Raw genomic sequence first — 17,872 nt, forward strand, 5'->3', positions numbered from 1 at the left:
CTCGGGAAATCGGGTGTTTTACGAGGCGCGGAAGGGCGCACGGGGGGGCGGGAAAGTCAAGGCGCAGGCGCTTGACAGGCTAGCCGACGACCTCTCCCATCCCGGCTTCTGTTCGGGGATCTCCAGTGAACAAAGTCATCGGGACCGCCGTTGCGGCCCTCGCCAGCGCAAGCCTCGCCGCGTGCGCCACCACCGCGTCCAAGCCACCCGCCGACAAGCGGCCCGCGACCTCGCAGCCTGCCGCGGCCCTGCCCAAGGGGCTGGACCCCGCGGCCGCGAAGGATCCATTCCCCTCGACCTATCGCGCGCTGCCCGGCCAAGCCGTGGCTCTGGTGGGCGCGACGGTGCTTACGGGGACCGGCACGCAAGTCGACAACGGGACCGTGCTGATCCGCGACGGCCGGATCGCCGCCGTGGGCGCGGGCCTGGCCGTTCCTGCCGGCTACGAGACGGTGGACGCTCGCGGCAAATGGATCACCCCCGGCCTGATCGACACCCACTCCCACCTCGGCGTCTATCCCGCGCCCGAGGTCCAGGCCCATTCCGACGGCAACGAGGCCATCGATCCCAACACCGCCCAGGTTTGGGCCGAGCATTCGGTGTGGCCCCAGGATCCGGGCTTCAACCTGGCCCGCGCCGGCGGCGTCACCACGCTCCTGGTGCTCCCGGGATCGGCCAACCTGTTCGGCGGCCGCGGCGTGACGCTCCGCAACATCCCGGCCCGCACGGTCCAGGACATGAAGTTCCCCGGCGCGCCCTACACGCTGAAGATGGCCTGCGGCGAGAACCCCAAGCGGGTCTATGGCGGCAAGCAGCGCACGCCGTCCACCCGCATGGGCAATGTGGCGGGCTACCGCGCCGCCTGGATCAACGCCGCCGACTACATGCGCAAGTGGGACGACTATCGCGCCAAGGCCGGCCGCGGCGAGAAGGCGGACCCGCCCAAGCGCGACCTGCAGCTCGACACCCTGGCGGGCGTGCTGAAGGGCGAGATCCTGGTGCAGAACCACTGCTACCGGGCCGACGAAATGGCCCAGATGATCGATATCTCGAAGGAGTTCGGCTACCGGATCACCGCCTTCCACCACACCGTGGAGGCCTACAAGATCGCGGACCTGCTGGCCAAGAACGACATCTGCGCCGCCACCTGGACCAACTGGTGGGGCGCCAAGCTCGAGGTCTTCGATTCGGTCGAGGCCAATGTGCCCTTGGTGGACGCCGCCGGCGCCTGCGCGATCATCAAGTCGGACGACCCGGACCTGATCCAGCGCCTGAACCAGGAGGCCGCCGAGGCCCTGGCCGCCGGGCGGGCGGCGGGTCTGCAGATCACCGAGGCCCAGGCCATTCGGTGGATTACCGCCAATCCCGCCAAGGCGCTGGGCATCCTGACCGAGACCGGCACCCTGGAAGCCGGCAAGCGGGCGGACGTCACGCTGTGGGATGGCAACCCCTTCTCGGTGTACGCCCGGGCCCAGCGGGTCTGGATCGATGGTGGGCTGGCCTACGACCGCAACGACCCGCGCTTCCAGGCCAGGTCCGACTTCGAACTGGGCCTGGAGGGCCGCCGATGATCCGCCGCCTCGCCGTCCTGCTGGCCGCCACCGCCCTGGTGGCCGCCCCGCAAGCCCAGGCCGCCACGGTGGCCATCGTCAACGCGCGGATCCTCAACCCCGGCGCCGCCGAGATCCCCAGCGGCACGGTCGTGGTCCGCGATGGAAAGATCGTCGCGGTCGGGGCCAGCGTCGCCACACCCGCGGGCGCGCAGGTGGTGGACGCCAAGGGCGGTGTTCTCACACCCGGCTTCGTGGCGGTGAACAGCATGCTGGGCGCCGTGGAGGTCTCGGCCGTCGGCGACGACATCGATGTCAAGACGCCCGACCTCGGCGCGGCGTTCGACGTGCAGTACGCCCTGAACCCCGACTCCGTGGTGATCCCGGTGGCTCGCCTGGGCGGCATCACCAGCGCCGTCGTCACGCCGCGGGCCGAAGGCGGCCAGGGCGGCGCCGGCGAGCACGACGACAGCGGCGCGGAGGCCACCTCCGGCGCGCCGTCGTCCGAGCACGCGCACCACCTTTTCGCCGGCCAGGCGGCGGTGATCCAGCTCGCCCGCGGCTCCGACATGCTGCTGAAGCCCAAGGTGGCGATGGTGTCGCCCTTCGGGAACGCCGGCGCCAAGGTGGCGGGCGGCGCCCGGGGCGCGCAGTACGTGCTGCTGAAGGAGGCGCTGGCCGACGTGCGGGCCTACATGCGCAACCGCGCGGCCTACGAGCGCGCCGGCTATCGCGACCTGTCGCTGTCGCGGGCCGACCTGGAGGCGCTGATCCCCGTGGTCAATGGGCAGATGCCGCTGGTCGCCGTGGCCAACAAGGCCTCCGACATCCGTGCGGTGCTGAAGCTGGCCCGGGACGAGAACATCAAGCTGATCCTCACCGGCGCCGCGGAGGCCTGGCGGGTCGCACCCGAACTGGCCGCGGCTCGTGTCCCGGTGATCCTGAACCCGATCCTGAACCGGCCCACCAGCTTCGAGACGCTCGGCGCCACGATGGAGAACGCCGCCCGTCTGGAGGCCGCCGGGGTCACCGTCGCCATCGAGGGCAACAGCGGCGCGCATCGGGCGCACGAGATGCGCTACAACGCCGGCGTCGCCGTCGCCAACGGCATGACCAAGGGCGGCGCCCTGGCCGCGGTGACGATCAACCCGGCCAAGATCTTCGGCGTGGCGAACCGCGTGGGTTCGCTGGAGCCCGGCAAGGACGCCGACCTGGTGGTCTGGTCGGGCGACCCCTTCGAGCCGTTGTCGAAGCCGCACCTGATCCTGGTCCGCGGCGAGGCCCAGCCCCTGCGTTCGCGCCAGCTCGACCTGCGCGACCGCTATCTGGATCTGAACCGCCCGATGCCGCCGGGGTATTCGTACTGACCGCGCGCCTGGGCGGCGAGCATGCCGGCGCCCAGCCAGAGGCCGAGAATGGGACTCAGCGCCATGCCCACGAGCGGCACCGGGAATGGCGCGACCAGCGCGGTCAGCGCCGACAGCACAGCGTAGGCGCAGAGCGCCCGCGCCGCCGGAGCCCTGAGGAGGGCGAGGGAGGTCAGGGCCAGCAGCAGCATCGCGCCGGCGCCGACCGCGAGAGCCGGCGACAGCCGCCAGGCCAGTTGCAAAATCTCCTCGACCTCCGCCACGGGCTGCAGCGGATCGGGTCGTAGCCAAGCCGCCGCCATGGCGAGGCCGGCGGCCGCCATGGCCGCGGTGCGCGGGATCCGCGGCCACCCTCCCGCACCGATCAAGGCGACCAAGGCGGCGCCCAGGGCTGTCGCCTGGGAGGCGTCCGGCTGCGCGATGAGAAGCGCCATCAGGACCGCAGCGGCGACGAGCCGGATCCGCCCCGCGCCTACCGCGCCGAGGGCCACGATCACCGGCGGCAGCAGGATCTGAGCGGCGTTGATGTGCAAAGGCCCGAGGTCGAGCCAGCGGTGAACGCCAAGCTGGCCGGGGCCAAAGAAGGTCGCGGCGAGCGCCACCGGTGCTGCGATCAGGAAACCCAAGGCGGTGCGCCGACCGGCCGTGGCCAGAAGAAACGCGCCCAGCAACGCGCCCGCCAGCCAGGCTGCAGGGTTGCGAACCCACACACTGGGCGGAACGCCACTGGCTGCCGCCACGCCAGCGCCGATCGCCACCGCCGCCAGGGAGGCCACTCCGAAGGCCGCTAGCCCTCGCGCAGGAGACTGGAACACGGGGCGATCGCCAGGCTGGAGGGATCTTGCGGCGCGGCCGCGGCGGGCGGCCTCGCCGGGTCGACTATTTGGACGGGTCGACCAGCGCCTGGTAAACCAAGGTCCGGGACATGGCGCCCAGGTCATCCCCGCCCGAGCCGCCCAGCCGCTGGATCATGCCGACGAAGATCAGGTCGTTTTCAGGGTCGACCCAGAACCAGGTTCCGGCGGCGCCGCCCCAGCTGATCGTGCCGTCGCCCTCGAGGGTGCCGGCTTCCCGGGCGTTCTTGACCACCATGAAGTCCAAGCCGAAACCGACCGCCTCATTGAAGCGGCTCACGCCGTTGCCGTTCGAGGCGACCAGGGCGTCCTTGGAGATCACGTTCGTCCCCATAAGCTCGACCGACGCGGGCGACAGGATGCGGACGCCATCGAGGACGCCCTTGTTGGCGATCATCTGGGCGAAGCGGGCGTAGTCCATGGTCGTGCCGACCAGACCGCCGCCGCCGGACTCCATGTTCGGCGGCGAGAGATAGGTCGGCGCGTCGTTGCCGAAGATGGACTTGGCTTCTTCGATCCGGCCGGTCTCGCGGTTGGCGACGTAGAGCGCGGCAAGGCGGCCGGCCTTGTCGGCCGGGACGTAGAAGGCCGTGTCGTTCATCTTCAGCGGCTTGAAGATCCGCTCCGCCATGAACTGGCCTAGCGTCTCGCCGGTAAGCCGCTCGACGATGTAGCCCTGGATGTCGACGGACGACGAGTAGCGCCACGACGTTCCCGGCTGGAAAACCAGCGGGATCTGCGCGGTCCGGTCGATCATGTCTTTGAGGCCGCTGGCGCCCAGGACCTGCTTCTCGCGGTACAGCTTGTCGACGGGATGCTCATCCTGCAGACCGTAGCCGAAGCCCGCCGTGTGGCTCATGATCTCCCGCATCGTCGGGGGCCGTTTCATGTCCTCCAGCACCATCGTGCCGTCGGGATTGACTGCCTTGACCACCCGCAGGGTCTTGAACTCCGGGATGTAGCGAGTGACCGGGTCGTCCAGCCGCCAGCGGCCTTCCTCGAACAGGATCATCAGCGCCACGCCGGTGATCGGCTTGGTCATCGAATAGATGCGGAAGATCGTGTCCTCGGTCATCGGCGCGCCGGTGGCCAGGCTCTTCTTCCCGTAGGTCTTGTAACTGACAATCTTGCCGTGGCGAGCAAGCAGCGTGGTCATGCCTGGAACCCGGCCCTGCGCCACTACGCCGGCCATGTAGGCGTCGAGCTTGGCGAGGCGCGCGCTATCGAACCCCAGGGCCTCGGGGCTGGACGCCATCGAAAGGCCCGTCGCCTTCGCCGACGCCGCGGTGGCCCGCTTGGCCGACTGGGCGTGGCCCACGCTTGCCGGCGCGAGCGCCAGCGAGACAGCCGCCAAGCCGACGGCCAGGCGTTTGGTGATGCGAAGCATGGCGGGTCCCCTCCCGAACAGTTGTTGGCGCAAGCTTAGGTTCCGTCGGCGACGGCGCAAGCGCGCGTGCGTTTCAGACCGGCAATCCGCTAGCCTGAGGCCCATGAAGCGACTCCTCATCGTCTGGCACTCGCGGACCGGCGCCGCACGGGCGATGGCCGAGGCCGCCGCGCGCGGAGCCGACGCCGAGCCCGAGATCGAGGTGCGACGGCTGGAGGCGTCCGAGGCCCAGGCGGATGATCTGCTCTCGGCCGACGGTTATCTCTTCGCCTGCCCGGAGAACCTCGCCGCCATGTCGGGGGCGATGAAGGAGTTCTTCGACCGCAACTACTATCCCGTCCTGGGGCGGCTGAACGGCCGCCCCTACGCGGCGATGATCGCCGCCGGCAGCGACGGAACCGGTGCGGCGCGGCAGATGGGCGGGATCTGCACCGGCTGGCGGCTGAAACCTATCGCCGAGCCGCTGATCATAGGTACGCACGCCCAGACGCCCGAGGCCATCGCAGCCGAGAAGACGCTGAGCGCCGCCGATGTGAAGACCTGCGTCGATCTGGGCGCCGGCCTCGCCGTCGGCCTGGCCCTGGGGGTGTTCTAGCCCTGGGTGAGCGCACGCGACCGTGGCCGCGTTCGTCGCAGCAGCCGCCGCATTCATCGCCGAGGGCGCATCCCGCCACGGTCAAGCCTCGTAGCTACGGCCCGCGGGCGGAACGCCGTTCCGCAGAGGTCGTTTACTTGCGTGGAGGCTGGGCAATGCAGATCGGGCGGCGGGAATTCCTGAAGGCGGGCGGCGTGGCCCTCGCGGCCGGCAGCGCCGTCGCGGCAGGCCCGGCCACGGCCCAGGCGCCCGCGCCGCAGCGCGCCTTTGAAGCCAATGACTGGGCCCGGGTGCGCGCCCAGTTCGGGCTGAAGTCCGACCGGGTCGACATGTCGGCCATGCTCATCGCCGCCCACCCCAAGGCCGTGCGCGAGGCGATCGCCCGCCACCGCGACGCCCTGGATGAGACGCCGATCGAATACCTGGAGCAGAACAACCGCCGCCTGCAGAACGTGGCGCGCGAGCGGGTCGGCCGGTACTTCGGCGCGCTGGCCACGGATGTGGCGCTTACCGACTCCACGACCATGGGCGCCGGGCTTGTCTACAACGGCCTGAAGCTGCGGCCCGGCCAGGAGGTGCTGACCACCGACCGGGACTATTACGTCACCCACGAGTCGCTGCGGCTGGCGTCGATGCGAAACGGCGCCAGCGTTCGCCGCATCCGGCTCCCCGACCCGGCCAAGGCCGGCGCTGGTGGCCTGGCCCAGGCCGTCGTCCGCGAGATCAAGCCAAACACCCGCGTCGTCGCCCTGACCTGGGTGCTGTCGTCCACCGGCCTCAAGATGCCGATCCCGGCCATCAGCCACGAGATCGCCCGCCTCAACGCGGGGCGAGCCGAGGCCGATCGGATCATCCTGGCGGTCGACGGCGTCCATGGGTTCGGCAACCAGGACGTCGGGCTGCCGGAGCTGGGCTGCGACCTGTTCTTCGCCGGCTGCCACAAGTGGATCTTCGGGCCGCGCGGCACGGGTGTCGTGATCGGAACCAAGGCCGGGTGGTCCGCCTTGGCGCCCACCATCCCGACCTTCCTGGCGAGCGACGCCTATTCCGACTGGATCAGCGGCACGCCCGCGACCGACTGCACCGGCGCGCGCCTGACGCCTGGTGGCTTCAAGGCGTTCGAGCACGTCTGGGCCCTGTCGGACGCCTTCGTCATCCACGACTGGGTGGGCCGCAAGCAGGTGGCCGACCGGACGGCGGAACTGGCCGACCAGCTCAAGACGGGCCTGGCCGCCATGCCCCACGTGACCCTGGCCACGCCGCGGTCGCGGGAGCTGTCGGCGGGCATCGTTTCGTTCGAGGTGGCGGGCATGACGCCGGCGCAAACGGTGGCCAAGCTGCGGGAGTGGAAGATCCTGGGCTCGGTGGCGCCCTACGCCCGTCCCCTGGTCCGCCTGACGCCGTCGATCCGCAACACGCCCGACGAAGTGGACTTCGCGCTGAAAGCCGTTCGCGCGATGGCCTGACGGCGCAGCCGGGCCGTGTTAACCTCCCCGCGGGGTTGAGCCGCGCTTTGGGGAGGCGAGCGGTCGTTATGTTGGGGATTCAGTTAGCGGCGTTGAGCATGCCCGAGCTGCGGCGGCTGCTGGAGGCTGCGCGCGCCCGCGGGCAGGACAGTCTGGTGCGCCAGCTCGAGGCTGAGCTGGCGGCCCGGCCGGGACGCATGGGCGGGGTTGGGCCGCTGCAGGCGGCCATCGCGACGCCGGCGCCTGCTCCCGCCGTACGCCGGCGCAGCGGGATGGCCGTCGCGGTGGCGAGCCTCGCGGCGGTGATCGGCGGGGTCCTGGCCTGGGGCCTGACGCTCGACACCCCCGTCCAGGTGCGCCCGCAGGCGGTCGCCCTCAACAACGCCGCCGATGCGCCGCCCCGGATCGCCGTGGCGCTCACCACCGCCGCCCTGCCCGAGGAGGCGCCGACGCAGCTGCTGGCGGAGCCGGCCGCGCCGCCGCCCGCCGTGGTCGAGACGTCGGCCGCGCCAGCCGCCAAGCGGTCGCGCAATCCCTGCCTCGACCTGCCCACCGCCCATCAGCGGCTGGTCTGCGGCTATCCCAGCCTGGCCATCGAAGACCGGCGGCTGAAGGCGGCGCTGGAGCGGGCGAAGGCCGGCAGCCGCGACCCCTACGCCATCGACAGCAGTCAGGCCGCGTGGCTGAGCGCCAGCGCCAACATCCAGGACCGCCTGGAGCTGGCCGACCGCTATGCCCAGCGCATCGCCGACCTGGAGGCCCAGGCCCGCTAGCTGCGCGTCAGGTGCTCGGCGAGGGCCTCGTAGGCCGGCAGCGAAACCCGGTCCAGCGGGCCATTCCCGTTGGCGGCGGTCGGGTGCGAGGCGAAGCGCGCGATCACCATCTCCGCGCCCGGCGCCACGTAGCAGACCTGGCCATGGATGCCGCGGGCGCTGTAGGCGCCGAAGCGGTTGTGGCTGACCCACCACTGGTTCCGGTAGCTCCAGCCCGGCAGGGTGACGTAGCCAGCCTTGGCGAAGTCCGCCTTGCGGGCGCCGCCGGCGATGTCGGCCACCACCGCCTCGGGCACGATCCGCTGGCCGTTGAAGGCGCCGCCCAGGCGCATCATCTCGCCGAACCGGGCGAGGTCGCGGGTGGTGACGTTCAGTCCCGCGCCGCACAGCGCGAAGCCGACGGCGTCGACCATGACGTAGCCGTCCTCCTCCGCGCCCAGCTTCTGCCAGATCCGCTCGGACAGCAGCTCGGCGAAGGCCTGGCCCGCCACGCGCTGGACGATCCAGCCCAGCACCTCGGTGTTGCAGGTCTTGTAGGCGAACGCCTGGCCGTGCTCGCCCTCCTTCTTCAGGGTCTTCAGGAAGTCGAAGATGGTGGTCGGGCCGGCGTAGCCCTTGGGGGCCGGCGAGAACCCGGCGGCGACGCCGTAGAAGCGCACCTCGGCGTCCGGATCGACGTAATCCTCGCGGTAGCGGACGCCGGTGGTCATATCCATGACGTGGCGCACCGTGGCGTCGGCGAAGGCGGTTCCGGCCAGCTCCGGCACATAGGCGGTGACCGGCGCCGCCGGATCCAGCGCGCCGTCGTGAACCTGCATGGCGGCCAGCAGGCCGGCGAACGACTTGGTCACCGACATGGCCAGGTGCGGGACATGCGGCTGCAGCGCGCCCCGGTAGGTCTCGTAGACCACCTGGCCCCGGTGCAGGACCACGAGGCCATCGGTGAAGTTCACGTCCACCGACTGGCCCCAGGTCATGGGCTGGCCGTCCTGGGTCACGAACGGCACGGCGTCGAGGTCGTCGCGCAGGGCGTACGGCAGAGCCGCAGGCGCCGAGGGCCCGCGCCGGATCGCGGCGGAAGGGGCCAGCTCGCGCTGGTGGCTGAAGCTCCAGCGGGTGTTGGGGAAGCGCCAGCTGGTGGTGTCGGCCAGGCGCACCGTGCGCTCGGGCGGCGGCGGGAAGCCCTGCATCACGCCGAGCGCGGCGGGATCGGTCGAGGCGGCGGTCGGGGCGGCTTGGACGGTGTCGGACATGGTCACACCGCAACACGGGGCCCGGGGCCGCGTCAAACTTTGTGCGCCGAAGGCCCCCGCCCAGGCCGGGCGGGGACGCAGGGTCCGCCTAGTAGCGGCGATAGTCGTAGCGGTAGTCGGGCCGGTCGTAGCGGTAGCCGTCGCCGCGATAGTGGTGGCGGCCGCGGTAGTCGCGGCGGTTGTCGTAGCGGTCGTACTGGTCGAGGCGGCCGTCACGGTCGCGGTCGCGGTTCCACTCGGCGCGGTCGGAGATGCCGTCCCGGTCGCTGTCGCGGTAGCGGCGCTGGCCGTCGTAGCGGTAGTCGCGGTCGTAGCCGCCGCGATAGTCGTAGCCGCGGTGCTCGTAGCCATAGGGCTGGGCCATGGCCGCGCCGGCGGCCAAAGTGGCGGCGGCTGCGGCGGCGACGCCCAGGATGATCTTCCTCATCACGGTCTCCTTCACGTTGAGGAGACCCTAGGCGCCGGCGGCTGAACGGGGCCGGGGCCAGCCGTTCAGGCAGCGGTCATGTAGCTGAACGAAGCCGGCTAGACGCGGAGTTCGACGAACACCTCGGCGCCGCCCTCGCTGTGGCCCATCATGACCACGCGCAGCTGTAGGCCGCTGTCGAGGGTCAGCACCCCCTCGCCGGCGCGGAAGGCGCTGGCGGCGAGGTCGGGCGTGAGGGTGAGGCCGCCGCGGAGGCGGAGCGGGCCCTGGCGCAACCGGGCGGGATCGCCCTCGATCGCGTAGCGGGTCGGCACGTCGTGGCCCAGGAAGCGGACCTGGCCGTCGCCCTCGAACACGGGCAGCTTCTTCTTGATCATAGGCATGCAGACGGCCTCCCCGCCGGGGCCGGAAGGCCGTTGCAATTCAAGCTCAGGCCGCCTGCAGCTGGCCGGCCGACATCTTGCCGGAACGCTTGTCGCGCTCGAGTTCGAAGCTGACCTTCTGGCCTTCGTTCAGCGAGCCGAGGCCCGCGCGCTCGACGGCCGAGATGTGCACGAACACGTCCGCGCCGCCTTCGTCAGGCTGGATGAAGCCGAAGCCCTTGGTGGCGTTGAACCACTTCACAGTACCGGTTTGCATTGATCGTCCCTTTCCGGACATGAATTCTCGCGCCCGGACGGGCTTTGAGATCAAAATTTCGTTGAGGGTCGATGACGAATACCGGGGCCGAAATACTGGATTTCGTCGCGGATGCCGGACGAGCCAAGCCGAGATTTGACCAGATAGGAATGCGCGCACTTTTCCCCTCTGGCAAGAATTATTGTCAAATTTCTACCGGCCGGCCGGGATTATGCTAGTGTGCGCTATGCGAATGGTACCTGACAGGGCGGTCCTGACCGTCTCCCGGTTCGAAGGCGTTTGGCGCGTCGAACTGGACGGCGAAAGCTTCGGCCACTCCCCGGACAAAGAGGTCGCCAAGGCGGCCGCCAACCGCCACGCCCGCCAGATGCTGGACGGCGGCAAGCCGTGCCAGGTGCGGATCCAGGGCGAACTCGGCTACGGCGCCGCGTGACCATGGCCAAGCCCCTCCCCTCCACCATCTCCACCAAGCCCGGCTCCTCGCCGGACGGTCGGTTCCGCGCCATGATCCAGTCGGCGGTGGCCGACGGCGTGGCGGCAGAGGACATGGTCCTGCGCCTGACCCTGCGCGACGTCAGCCTGCTGACCCGCGACCCCGCCACCCCGGTCACCGACATCAGCTACGCCAATGGCGTGATGCGGTTCCTGGGCGTGCGGGTCGAAAAGGGCGGCGTGCCCGAGAGCATCCTCGACCGCAACGGCGCGGCCACCTAAGCCGCCTCCGGACGGCGAACCGACGCATCCCATCACACCGCGCTCGCCGCGGTCAAAGTTGTTCGTCCGTCGCACCGTCTGGGGCGATGGTCGCCCGCGACCTCTCGCGGGGGTGCGCAATCCGCCGGCTCGCCTAGAATGGGCGCCAAGGAGGCTGCGCCAGGGCGCGGCTCTGGGAGAGCTCGCGTGACGGATTTCCTGGTGCGGCGGATCGCGCGGCAGCCGCGTGGCATGGCGGCGCGGATAGCGCTGGGCCTGGCCGTGGCCGGGCTGGCGCTGGGGTTCCGCCTGGCGCTTTCGCCCTACATCGGCATGGGCGCGCCCTTCGCCGCCTTCGTCCTCGGCGTTCTGGTGGCGAGCGTCTTCGGCGGCATCGCCTCGGGCGTGGCCTGCGCGGCGCTGCTGAGCGTCGGCGGCGCCTTCATGATGACCGCCACCGGACACCCGGCGGCGCTGCGCCGCAGCGTGCTGAGCCTGCTGTTCTTCGTGGCGTGCAGCGGGTTCGTGATCTGGATCGTGACGCTGCTCCGAGCGGCGCTGGCGCGGGAGGTGGCGGCGCGGGAGAGCGAGCGGCTGCTGAAGCTGGAGCTGCACCACCGGGTGAAGAACACCCTGGCCGTGGTCCAGTCCCTGGCCGACCAGACCTTTCGCGGCGCAACCGACACCGAGGCGGCGCGGCGCCACTTCGCCGCCCGGCTCGCTGCCCTGGCCGACGCGCACGACGTGCTGGTGGACGCCGGCTGGCGCGAGGTGACGCTGCAGACGGTGGCCGAGCGGGCGCTGGCGCCGTTCCGCCCCACCGCGCCCGGCCGGCTGACCCTCGACGGCGGGCCGGCGCCCGTCTCGCCCGAGGCGGCGGTGGCGCTGACCCTGTGCCTGCACGAACTGGCCACCAACGCCGTCAAGCACGGCGCCCTCTCCGGCGAGGCCGGCGCGGTGCGCCTGGCGTGGCGCGTGGAGGAGACCGCCGGGCGCCGGCGGCTGGAGGTGGAATGGCGCGAGGCCGGCGGGCCCACGCCGGCGCCCGGCGGCCGGCAGGGCTTCGGCGCGCGCCTGCTCACCCGGGCCCTCGCCGCCCAGCCCAACGCCCAGGCCCGGCTGGACCTCGGCCCGGACGGCGCACTGTGGCGGGCGGCGTTCGACCTGTGATCAGCCCGCCGCGGCCGGCGCGGGCCTGAGCGCCCTGCCCCGCCGCAGCCGCGCCCCGGCGAGGCCAAAGCCGCCGATCATCAGGGCCCAGGTCGCCGGCTCGGGCACCACGGCGGCCGAGACCTCGAACAGCGCCACGCCGGCGATGCTGAAATAGAGGGTGTCGAAGTTGCCGATGAAGGGGCCGATGCCGCTCAGGTTCCCCACGTCGGCGCCGCGGATATAGACCTGGAAGGCGTCGGGCCAGGGCACCGGGTCCACATCGGCGGGCATGCTGGCGTCGCGGAAGCCCACCAGGCTGGTGAAGTCGCCGGAGAACGTCTGGCTCCCCAGCAGCAGGCCCGGCGCGGTGAAGTCCTGCAGCCCGAAGTCGTAGTCCACCCCGTCGACCACCAGGGTGGTGATCTGGAGCCCCGCCCGGCCGGTGTTGGATTCCAGCAGGCGGAAGGTGAGCTTCGCCGGCTGATAGACGCTGACCAGGGTGGGCCCGCCCAGCTCGGACGTGACGCCCAGGGTGGCGAGGTCGGCCTTGAACGGATCGGTCGGCGAGACGCCGAGATCGAACGGCGTCGTCACCGACAGCGGCCCCTCGGCCCACGCTGCGCCCGCCAGGCCGGCCGCCAGGGCCAGGCCGGTCACCATCGCCTTGAACATGAAAGTCCCTCCGCCCACAGCCAAGCTCAACCCCACGTCGGCCCGCCGCTCTCCCGCCAGTTGAACGACAGGATGCGCGCAGGTCAATTCGAGATTGCCCGTTCCGCGAACATTGGCTTGCGATGTGCGCCGGTCAGGCGGAATCGTGGGCGGGAGGTTCGGGTGGCGGGACCGGCGGGGCGGACCCGCCCGCGTCCGACTGGCCCGCTTGGGCTGCCTCGGCGACGGCGACCTCCGGATAGCCGAGGATCTCCAGGATCCGGTCGACCGACTCGGCCACCGACACCTCCAGGAAGTCGTCGTATTCGGCGAGCTCCCGCGCCAGGCCGTGGATTTGGGCCTCGTCGGCTTCGTCGAAGTCCGGCCGCTCGCGCTCCACATAGGGCCGTGCCGCCCGGCAGACCTCGTCGATCCGATCGCGGGTGTCCGGGCCGTGAACGGTGGGCGGCGGGTCGTCGTCGAAGACGTCGTAGAAGCCGCGGCGGCCCAGCCCGGCCTCCAGCCGGCCGAGGCTCTCGCGCCGGGCGGCGGCCTCGCGCTCGCGGGCGACCCTCGCCTTGGCCATCAGGCTCTGGCGCACCGAGCGGGCGATCCGCTGGTAGGTGCGCCCCAAGCGGTCGATCTCGCCGGCGTCCTCCGCCGCCATCGCCTTGGCGTGCACCCGCTCGGCCAGCGCCAGGTCCAGCTCGGCGAGCCGTTCCAGGATCTGCTCCTCGCGGGACATAGGGGCCTCGGCCTCGGACATGTGCGGGAGTGGAACATGACGGTGCGTCAGAAGCGGACGTTTGGGGACTCAGCGAAAGCGGTTTAGCCCCGCCACCACCCACCGCTCGCCGGTCAAACCGCGACCCACGTAGTGCGGCGACGACGCATCAGGGCGCCGACCGTCCCGAACCCCATGATCATCAGCGCCCAGGTCCCGGGTTCGGGCACGCCGGCGACCCCCAGCGGCTGGCTGGACCCGACCAGGCCGACGTCCTGTGGACCGCCGGCGAAGCTGCCACGCACATAGGACACGCCGTTGCCGTCGGGGAGTCGGTCGATGGACTGGCCATAGCCCCAGATGAGGTTCGTGGCCCCCGCCGGCCCTTGGGTTACCGTTGCGTCCACGAAGCCCGCGCCAGTGAACCATGTGGACCCCGCCACCAAGCCGTAGTCGGCGAAGAAGGGATTCCAAGCCGCCGCTTCACTAGCCGCGTCGCCGTACCAACCTCCGCCGAGCGATACGTAGGCGTCGCCTCCGGCCGAGACGTAGGCGTCGAGGTCGGCGAACTGGCCGCTCGTCAGTCCCTGCCCGAAGTGGAACACAGCATCGTAACCACTGGCGATGGCGAGGCTGAAAGTCGCCGAAGTCTCCACGGTCTTGCCCAGCGACGTGAGCTGTGAGGTAAGTTGGGTCAGTTGCCCGGTCGGTACATTCCCGTTGCCGGTGAGCAGCAGGTAGTTCGATCCCCCGAACGTCGTGGCCAGATCCTGAACGAAGGCCGTCGTCCCGGTCTGGTAGGGCGCGCCATAGGCGTAGTCGCTCAACGTCCATTCGTCGCCCGCGGCGACCAACACGCCAGCGCTCGCGGCCGTCGCTGCTCCCAGCGCCACCGATCCAGCCAATCCGCACAGCAGGATTCCAAACGTCTGCATCACTAAACTCTCGACAGTTGTAGTTACCAAGACGTCGAGATTGCAGGCGGGGCCAGCGGTGACATCCCCCGATTGGGGGTGCCGGAGGAAGTCTGAAAGAACATCGCGCGGTAGGGCCGAACGCGGCCCCTGGCGGTGTTGCCGGACTCGTCGATGGTCATGCCGCGGTGAACAGGGCGAGCGGCGCGGACTCAAGATCACGAGATAACGCGGAACAACGAACGCTGCTCTCCAGTTTCCCATAGCAAAGCCTTCGCGGGGTGCGGGGGCGAGGGGCGGCTCGTGCGCGGGCCGGTTCAGGAGGAACGGTCATGACGAGGCGTTGGATGGGCGCGCTGCTGGGCGGCGCGTGCGCGGTTGCGCTGGGCGGCGGGGCGCAGGCCGAGGACTTCGGCGGGGTGGATTTTCCGGGCGGGATCAGCTCGTTCGCCGACGCGGTGGTCTCGTACCAGCCGGGGCTGGACGGCGCCTCGCCCAGCGCCGGCTTCCAGGGCGCGTTCAACGCGCTGGGGGCGCCGGACTATAGCGGGGCCAATTCCTGCGCCACGACGGCGGCCTGCGACTTCGTCTCGCTGGGCGTGGGCGGGGCGCTGGTGCTGCAGTTCACCAACAATGTGCTGACCGGCTCGGACAGCGACGCGGACGACCTGTGGATCTTCGAGATCGGGCCGGACGTGGAGGACACCACGGTGGACGTCTCGGTCGACGGGATCACCTGGATCTCGGTAGGCGCGGTGACGGGCAGTACGCGCGGGATCGACATCGACGCGTTCGGGTACGGGACGTCGGCGGCCTTTTCGTTCGTGCGGCTGATCGACGTGGCGAACGAGGGCGCGCAGAGCGGCGGGTCGGTGGGCGCGGACATCGACTCGGTGGGGGCGATCTCCACCCGGGCGGTGGGGATCGTGCCGGAGCCGGGGACCTGGGCGCTGATGATCATGGGCTTCGGGCTGGCGGGCGCGAGCCTGCGGGCGCGGCGGGGGGCGGCATTGGTTTGAGGGTGCTGGGGGCTGAAGCCCCCTCCACCGCTTCGCGGTCCCCCTCCCCCGTTGCACGGGGGAGGAGCGGACGCCGCGGCTCCCTTAGGGCTTGGGCCGGAAGCGCTTGGTGGCGGGGAAGCCCTTGGGGGCGAGTTTGCCGGCGCCGGCTCTCCGGCCGAGCCAGTCGCGCCATTCGGGCCAGGCGCGCGTGCGGCCGCTCGGGTCCACCGTGGTCATGCCTTCGGGTTCGCTGAAGGCGGCGGCGTCGCGGAGGCCGCCTTCGCGGTAGCTTTGCAGCTTCACGCCCTTGCCCCGGGGCATCTCGGGCAGTTCGGCGGTGGGGAAGACCAGCAGCTTGCCGTTGTCGCCGATGACGGCGAGGTGGTCGGCGTTTCCGAGCGGGAGGCAGACGGCGGCGCCCTCCCCCTTCTTGCTGGGATCGCCGGCGTTGAGGACCTGCTTGCCCGCGCGGCGGAAGGCGATGGCCTCCTCCTCCGGCAGGATGAAGCCATAGCCCTGCTTCGAGGCGAGGATGCGCTTCGTGCCCGGCTTGTGCGGGAAGACGTCGATGAGGCCGACCTTGTCGTCGAGGTCGATCATCAGGCGCAGGGGCTCGCCGTGGCCGCGGGCGCCGGGGAGCTTGTCGCAGCCTAGGGTGAAGAAGCGGCCGTCGCTGGCGAAGATCAGCAGCTTGTCGGTGGTCTCGGCGGGGACCAGGAACTGGAGCTTGTCGCCCTCCTTGAACTTCAGCTCCGAGGGGTCCTCGACCCGGCCCTTGGCGGCGCGGATCCAGCCGCGTTCGGAGAGGATGATGGTGATCGGCTCGCGCACGATCATGGCTTCCAGGGCCGCCTCGGTGTCGATCTGGGGCGCCTCGGCGAAGGTGGAGCGGCGCACGTTGAGGTCGGCGAGCTGGGCCTTGGTGTCCTTGAGCCCCTGCCCCACCAGCTTCCACTGGGCCTTGTCGGAGGCCAGCATGGCCTGGATGCCGTCGCGCTCCTCGGCCAGTTCGGCGTGCTCTCTACGGATCTCCATCTCCTCCAGCCGGGCCAGCTGGCGCAGGCGGGTGTTGAGGATGGCGTCGGCCTGGATCTCCGAGAGCGCGAACGTCTCGATCAGCTTGTCCTTGGGCTTGTCCTCGTAGCGGACGATCCGGATCACCTCGTCGAGGTTGAGGTAGGCGATCATCAGGCCGTCGAGGATGTGCAGCCGCGCCTCGATCTTGGCCAGGCGGTGGCGGGCCCGGCGGACCAGCACCTCGCGCCGGTGGTCGAGGAAGGCGCGCAGGGCCTGCTTCAGGCTCATGACGCCGGGGGTGCCGCGGGCGTCCAGGACGTTCAGGTTGACGCTGAAGCGGGTCTCGAGGTCGGAGAGCTTGAACAGGCTCTCCATCAGGACCTCTGGTTCTACGTTTCTGCTCTTGGGTTCGAGAACGACGCGGACGTCCTCGGCGCTCTCGTCGCGCACGTCGCCCAGGAGCGGGGCCTTCTTGGCGTCGATCAGGCCGGCGAGCTGTTCGATCAGCTCGGCCTTCCGCACCTGGTAGGGGATCTCGGTGATGACGATCTGGTACGTACCCTTGCCGAGGTCCTCCTTGGCCCAGCGGGCGCGGACGCGGACGCCGCCACGGCCGGTCTCGTAGACGGTCTGCAGGGCCTGGCGCGGCTCGACGATGACGCCGCCGGTGGGGAAGTCCGGCCCCTGGACGTGGGTCATCAGGGCCTCGGTGGAGGCGTCCGGCTGGTCCAGCAGCAGGAGGCAGGCGTCGATCAGCTCGCCGGCGTTGTGCGGCGGGATGGAGGTGGCCATGCCCACGGCGATGCCGGTGGAGCCGTTGGCGAGCAGGTTGGGGAAGCCGGCGGGCAGCACCACCGGCTCGTCGTCGGAGCCGTCGTAGGTGGGCTTGAAGTCGACGGCGTCTTCCTCGATCCCGTCCAGCAAGAGCGTGGCGGCCACCGTCAGCTTGGCCTCGGTGTAGCGCATGGCCGCGGCGTTATCGCCGTCGATGTTGCCGAAGTTGCCCTGGCCGTCGACCTGGGGATAGCGCTGGGCGAAGGACTGGGCCATGCGGACCAGGGTGTCGTAGATCGACTGGTCGCCGTGCGGGTGATAGCCGCCCATCACCTCGCCGACCACCTTGGCGCACTTGCGGGCCGCCGCATCGGGGTTCAGCCGCATCTCGCGCATGGCGTAGAGCACGCGGCGCTGCACGGGCTTCAGGCCATCGCGCACGTCCGGCAGGGCCCGGTCGGTGATGACGCTCAACGCATAGGCCAGGTAGCGGCGCGACAGGGCCTCGCTGAGCGGCTCGTCGATGATGCGGTCGCCGTCGCCGGGACCGGGAGGGGCAGTGATGACGGTCATGGGAATCGCAGTCGGTACAGAAGGTTCGGGTCAGGGCATACCAGTTCCTCCCCCCTCGGGGG

At 70.7% G+C, this 17,872-nt stretch carries 19 protein-coding genes; 9 read left to right on the forward strand and 10 right to left on the reverse strand.

Features of this window, described 5'->3' with window-relative positions; translation table 11 throughout:
* Window positions 1-125 precede the first annotated feature (125 nt).
* Together A2790_RS20045 and A2790_RS20050 are read left to right on the forward strand one after the other, a co-directional pair.
* A complete protein-coding gene (locus tag A2790_RS20045) occupies window positions 126-1,571 on the forward strand; it encodes an amidohydrolase (RefSeq protein ID WP_293395508.1) in 1,446 nt (481 codons plus the stop codon).
* A complete protein-coding gene (locus A2790_RS20050) occupies window positions 1,568-2,917 on the forward strand; it encodes an amidohydrolase family protein (protein WP_293395510.1) in 1,350 nt (449 codons plus the stop codon). Before A2790_RS20045 ends, A2790_RS20050 begins: the two co-directional genes overlap by 4 nt.
* On the opposite strand, the gene A2790_RS20055 is transcribed toward A2790_RS20050, so the two are convergent.
* Window positions 2,872-3,693: a hypothetical protein gene (locus A2790_RS20055; RefSeq protein WP_293395512.1), complete on the reverse strand. Its 822-nt coding sequence runs from the start codon at window positions 3,691-3,693 to the stop codon at window positions 2,872-2,874. The genes A2790_RS20050 and A2790_RS20055 overlap by 46 nt on opposite strands.
* A 103-nt stretch (window positions 3,694-3,796) precedes the next feature.
* The gene (locus tag A2790_RS20060; protein ID WP_293395515.1) at window positions 3,797-5,158 is read right to left on the reverse strand and encodes a serine hydrolase domain-containing protein; all 1,362 of its coding nucleotides are present in this window, start codon (window positions 5,156-5,158) and stop codon (window positions 3,797-3,799) included.
* Window positions 5,159-5,261: 103 nt separating this feature from the next.
* Between A2790_RS20060 and A2790_RS20065 the strand changes: the two genes are divergently transcribed.
* The 3 genes from A2790_RS20065 (at window position 5,262) to A2790_RS20075 (ending at window position 7,992) form a co-directional block, all read left to right on the forward strand.
* The gene (locus A2790_RS20065; protein WP_293395518.1) at window positions 5,262-5,753 is read left to right on the forward strand and encodes an NAD(P)H-dependent oxidoreductase; all 492 of its coding nucleotides are present in this window, start codon (window positions 5,262-5,264) and stop codon (window positions 5,751-5,753) included.
* 155 nt (window positions 5,754-5,908) lie between these two features.
* Window positions 5,909-7,219: an aminotransferase class V-fold PLP-dependent enzyme gene (locus A2790_RS20070; RefSeq protein WP_293395521.1), complete on the forward strand. Its 1,311-nt coding sequence runs from the start codon at window positions 5,909-5,911 to the stop codon at window positions 7,217-7,219.
* Window positions 7,220-7,317: 98 nt separating this feature from the next.
* Entirely contained in the window at window positions 7,318-7,992 is a 675-nt protein-coding gene (locus A2790_RS20075; protein ID WP_293395524.1) for a hypothetical protein, read from the forward strand.
* On the opposite strand, the gene A2790_RS20080 is transcribed toward A2790_RS20075, so the two are convergent.
* The 4 genes from A2790_RS20080 to A2790_RS20095 all read right to left on the reverse strand — a co-directional run bounded on the left by A2790_RS20080 (window position 7,989) and on the right by A2790_RS20095 (window position 10,311).
* Entirely contained in the window at window positions 7,989-9,245 is a 1,257-nt protein-coding gene (locus A2790_RS20080) for a serine hydrolase (RefSeq protein ID WP_293395526.1), read from the reverse strand. The genes A2790_RS20075 and A2790_RS20080 overlap by 4 nt on opposite strands.
* A gap of 88 nt (window positions 9,246-9,333) precedes the next feature.
* Window positions 9,334-9,672, reverse strand: coding sequence for a hypothetical protein (locus A2790_RS20085; protein WP_293395529.1), 339 nt, complete (start codon window positions 9,670-9,672; stop codon window positions 9,334-9,336).
* Window positions 9,673-9,770: 98 nt separating this feature from the next.
* Window positions 9,771-10,055: a hypothetical protein gene (locus A2790_RS20090; RefSeq protein ID WP_293395532.1), complete on the reverse strand. Its 285-nt coding sequence runs from the start codon at window positions 10,053-10,055 to the stop codon at window positions 9,771-9,773.
* A gap of 46 nt (window positions 10,056-10,101) precedes the next feature.
* Window positions 10,102-10,311: a cold-shock protein gene (locus tag A2790_RS20095; RefSeq protein ID WP_068873882.1), complete on the reverse strand. Its 210-nt coding sequence runs from the start codon at window positions 10,309-10,311 to the stop codon at window positions 10,102-10,104.
* 232 nt (window positions 10,312-10,543) lie between these two features.
* Between A2790_RS20095 and A2790_RS20100 the strand changes: the two genes are divergently transcribed.
* The 3 genes from A2790_RS20100 (at window position 10,544) to A2790_RS20110 (ending at window position 12,174) form a co-directional block, all read left to right on the forward strand.
* Complete coding sequence (locus tag A2790_RS20100) at window positions 10,544-10,744, forward strand: hypothetical protein (protein WP_293395537.1); 201 nt, start codon at window positions 10,544-10,546, stop codon at window positions 10,742-10,744.
* A gap of 2 nt (window positions 10,745-10,746) precedes the next feature.
* The gene (locus A2790_RS20105; RefSeq protein WP_293395540.1) at window positions 10,747-11,025 is read left to right on the forward strand and encodes a hypothetical protein; all 279 of its coding nucleotides are present in this window, start codon (window positions 10,747-10,749) and stop codon (window positions 11,023-11,025) included.
* A gap of 186 nt (window positions 11,026-11,211) precedes the next feature.
* The gene (locus A2790_RS20110; RefSeq protein WP_293395543.1) at window positions 11,212-12,174 is read left to right on the forward strand and encodes an HWE histidine kinase domain-containing protein; all 963 of its coding nucleotides are present in this window, start codon (window positions 11,212-11,214) and stop codon (window positions 12,172-12,174) included.
* On the opposite strand, the gene A2790_RS20115 is transcribed toward A2790_RS20110, so the two are convergent.
* From A2790_RS20115 to A2790_RS20125, 3 genes are all read right to left on the reverse strand, one after another.
* Entirely contained in the window at window positions 12,175-12,828 is a 654-nt protein-coding gene (locus tag A2790_RS20115) for a PEPxxWA-CTERM sorting domain-containing protein (protein WP_293395546.1), read from the reverse strand.
* A gap of 133 nt (window positions 12,829-12,961) precedes the next feature.
* Window positions 12,962-13,552, reverse strand: coding sequence for a hypothetical protein (locus A2790_RS20120; RefSeq protein ID WP_293395549.1), 591 nt, complete (start codon window positions 13,550-13,552; stop codon window positions 12,962-12,964).
* A gap of 113 nt (window positions 13,553-13,665) precedes the next feature.
* Window positions 13,666-14,466, reverse strand: a complete 801-nt coding sequence (locus A2790_RS20125) for a PEPxxWA-CTERM sorting domain-containing protein (protein WP_293395552.1) — start codon at window positions 14,464-14,466, stop codon at window positions 13,666-13,668.
* 311 nt (window positions 14,467-14,777) lie between these two features.
* On the opposite strand from A2790_RS20125, the gene A2790_RS20130 reads away from it, so the two are divergent.
* Complete coding sequence (locus A2790_RS20130) at window positions 14,778-15,464, forward strand: PEPxxWA-CTERM sorting domain-containing protein (protein WP_293395555.1); 687 nt, start codon at window positions 14,778-14,780, stop codon at window positions 15,462-15,464.
* Between the two features lie 84 nt (window positions 15,465-15,548).
* Here the strand turns inward: A2790_RS20130 and parC are convergent, their stop codons facing one another.
* Complete coding sequence (parC, locus tag A2790_RS20135) at window positions 15,549-17,810, reverse strand: DNA topoisomerase IV subunit A (protein ID WP_293395558.1); 2,262 nt, start codon at window positions 17,808-17,810, stop codon at window positions 15,549-15,551.
* Between the last annotated feature and the right edge of the window lie 62 nt (window positions 17,811-17,872).

The sequence above is a fragment of the Phenylobacterium sp. RIFCSPHIGHO2_01_FULL_69_31 genome (assembly GCF_001824475.1).
In the GTDB taxonomy this organism is placed as follows: domain Bacteria; phylum Pseudomonadota; class Alphaproteobacteria; order Caulobacterales; family Caulobacteraceae; genus Phenylobacterium.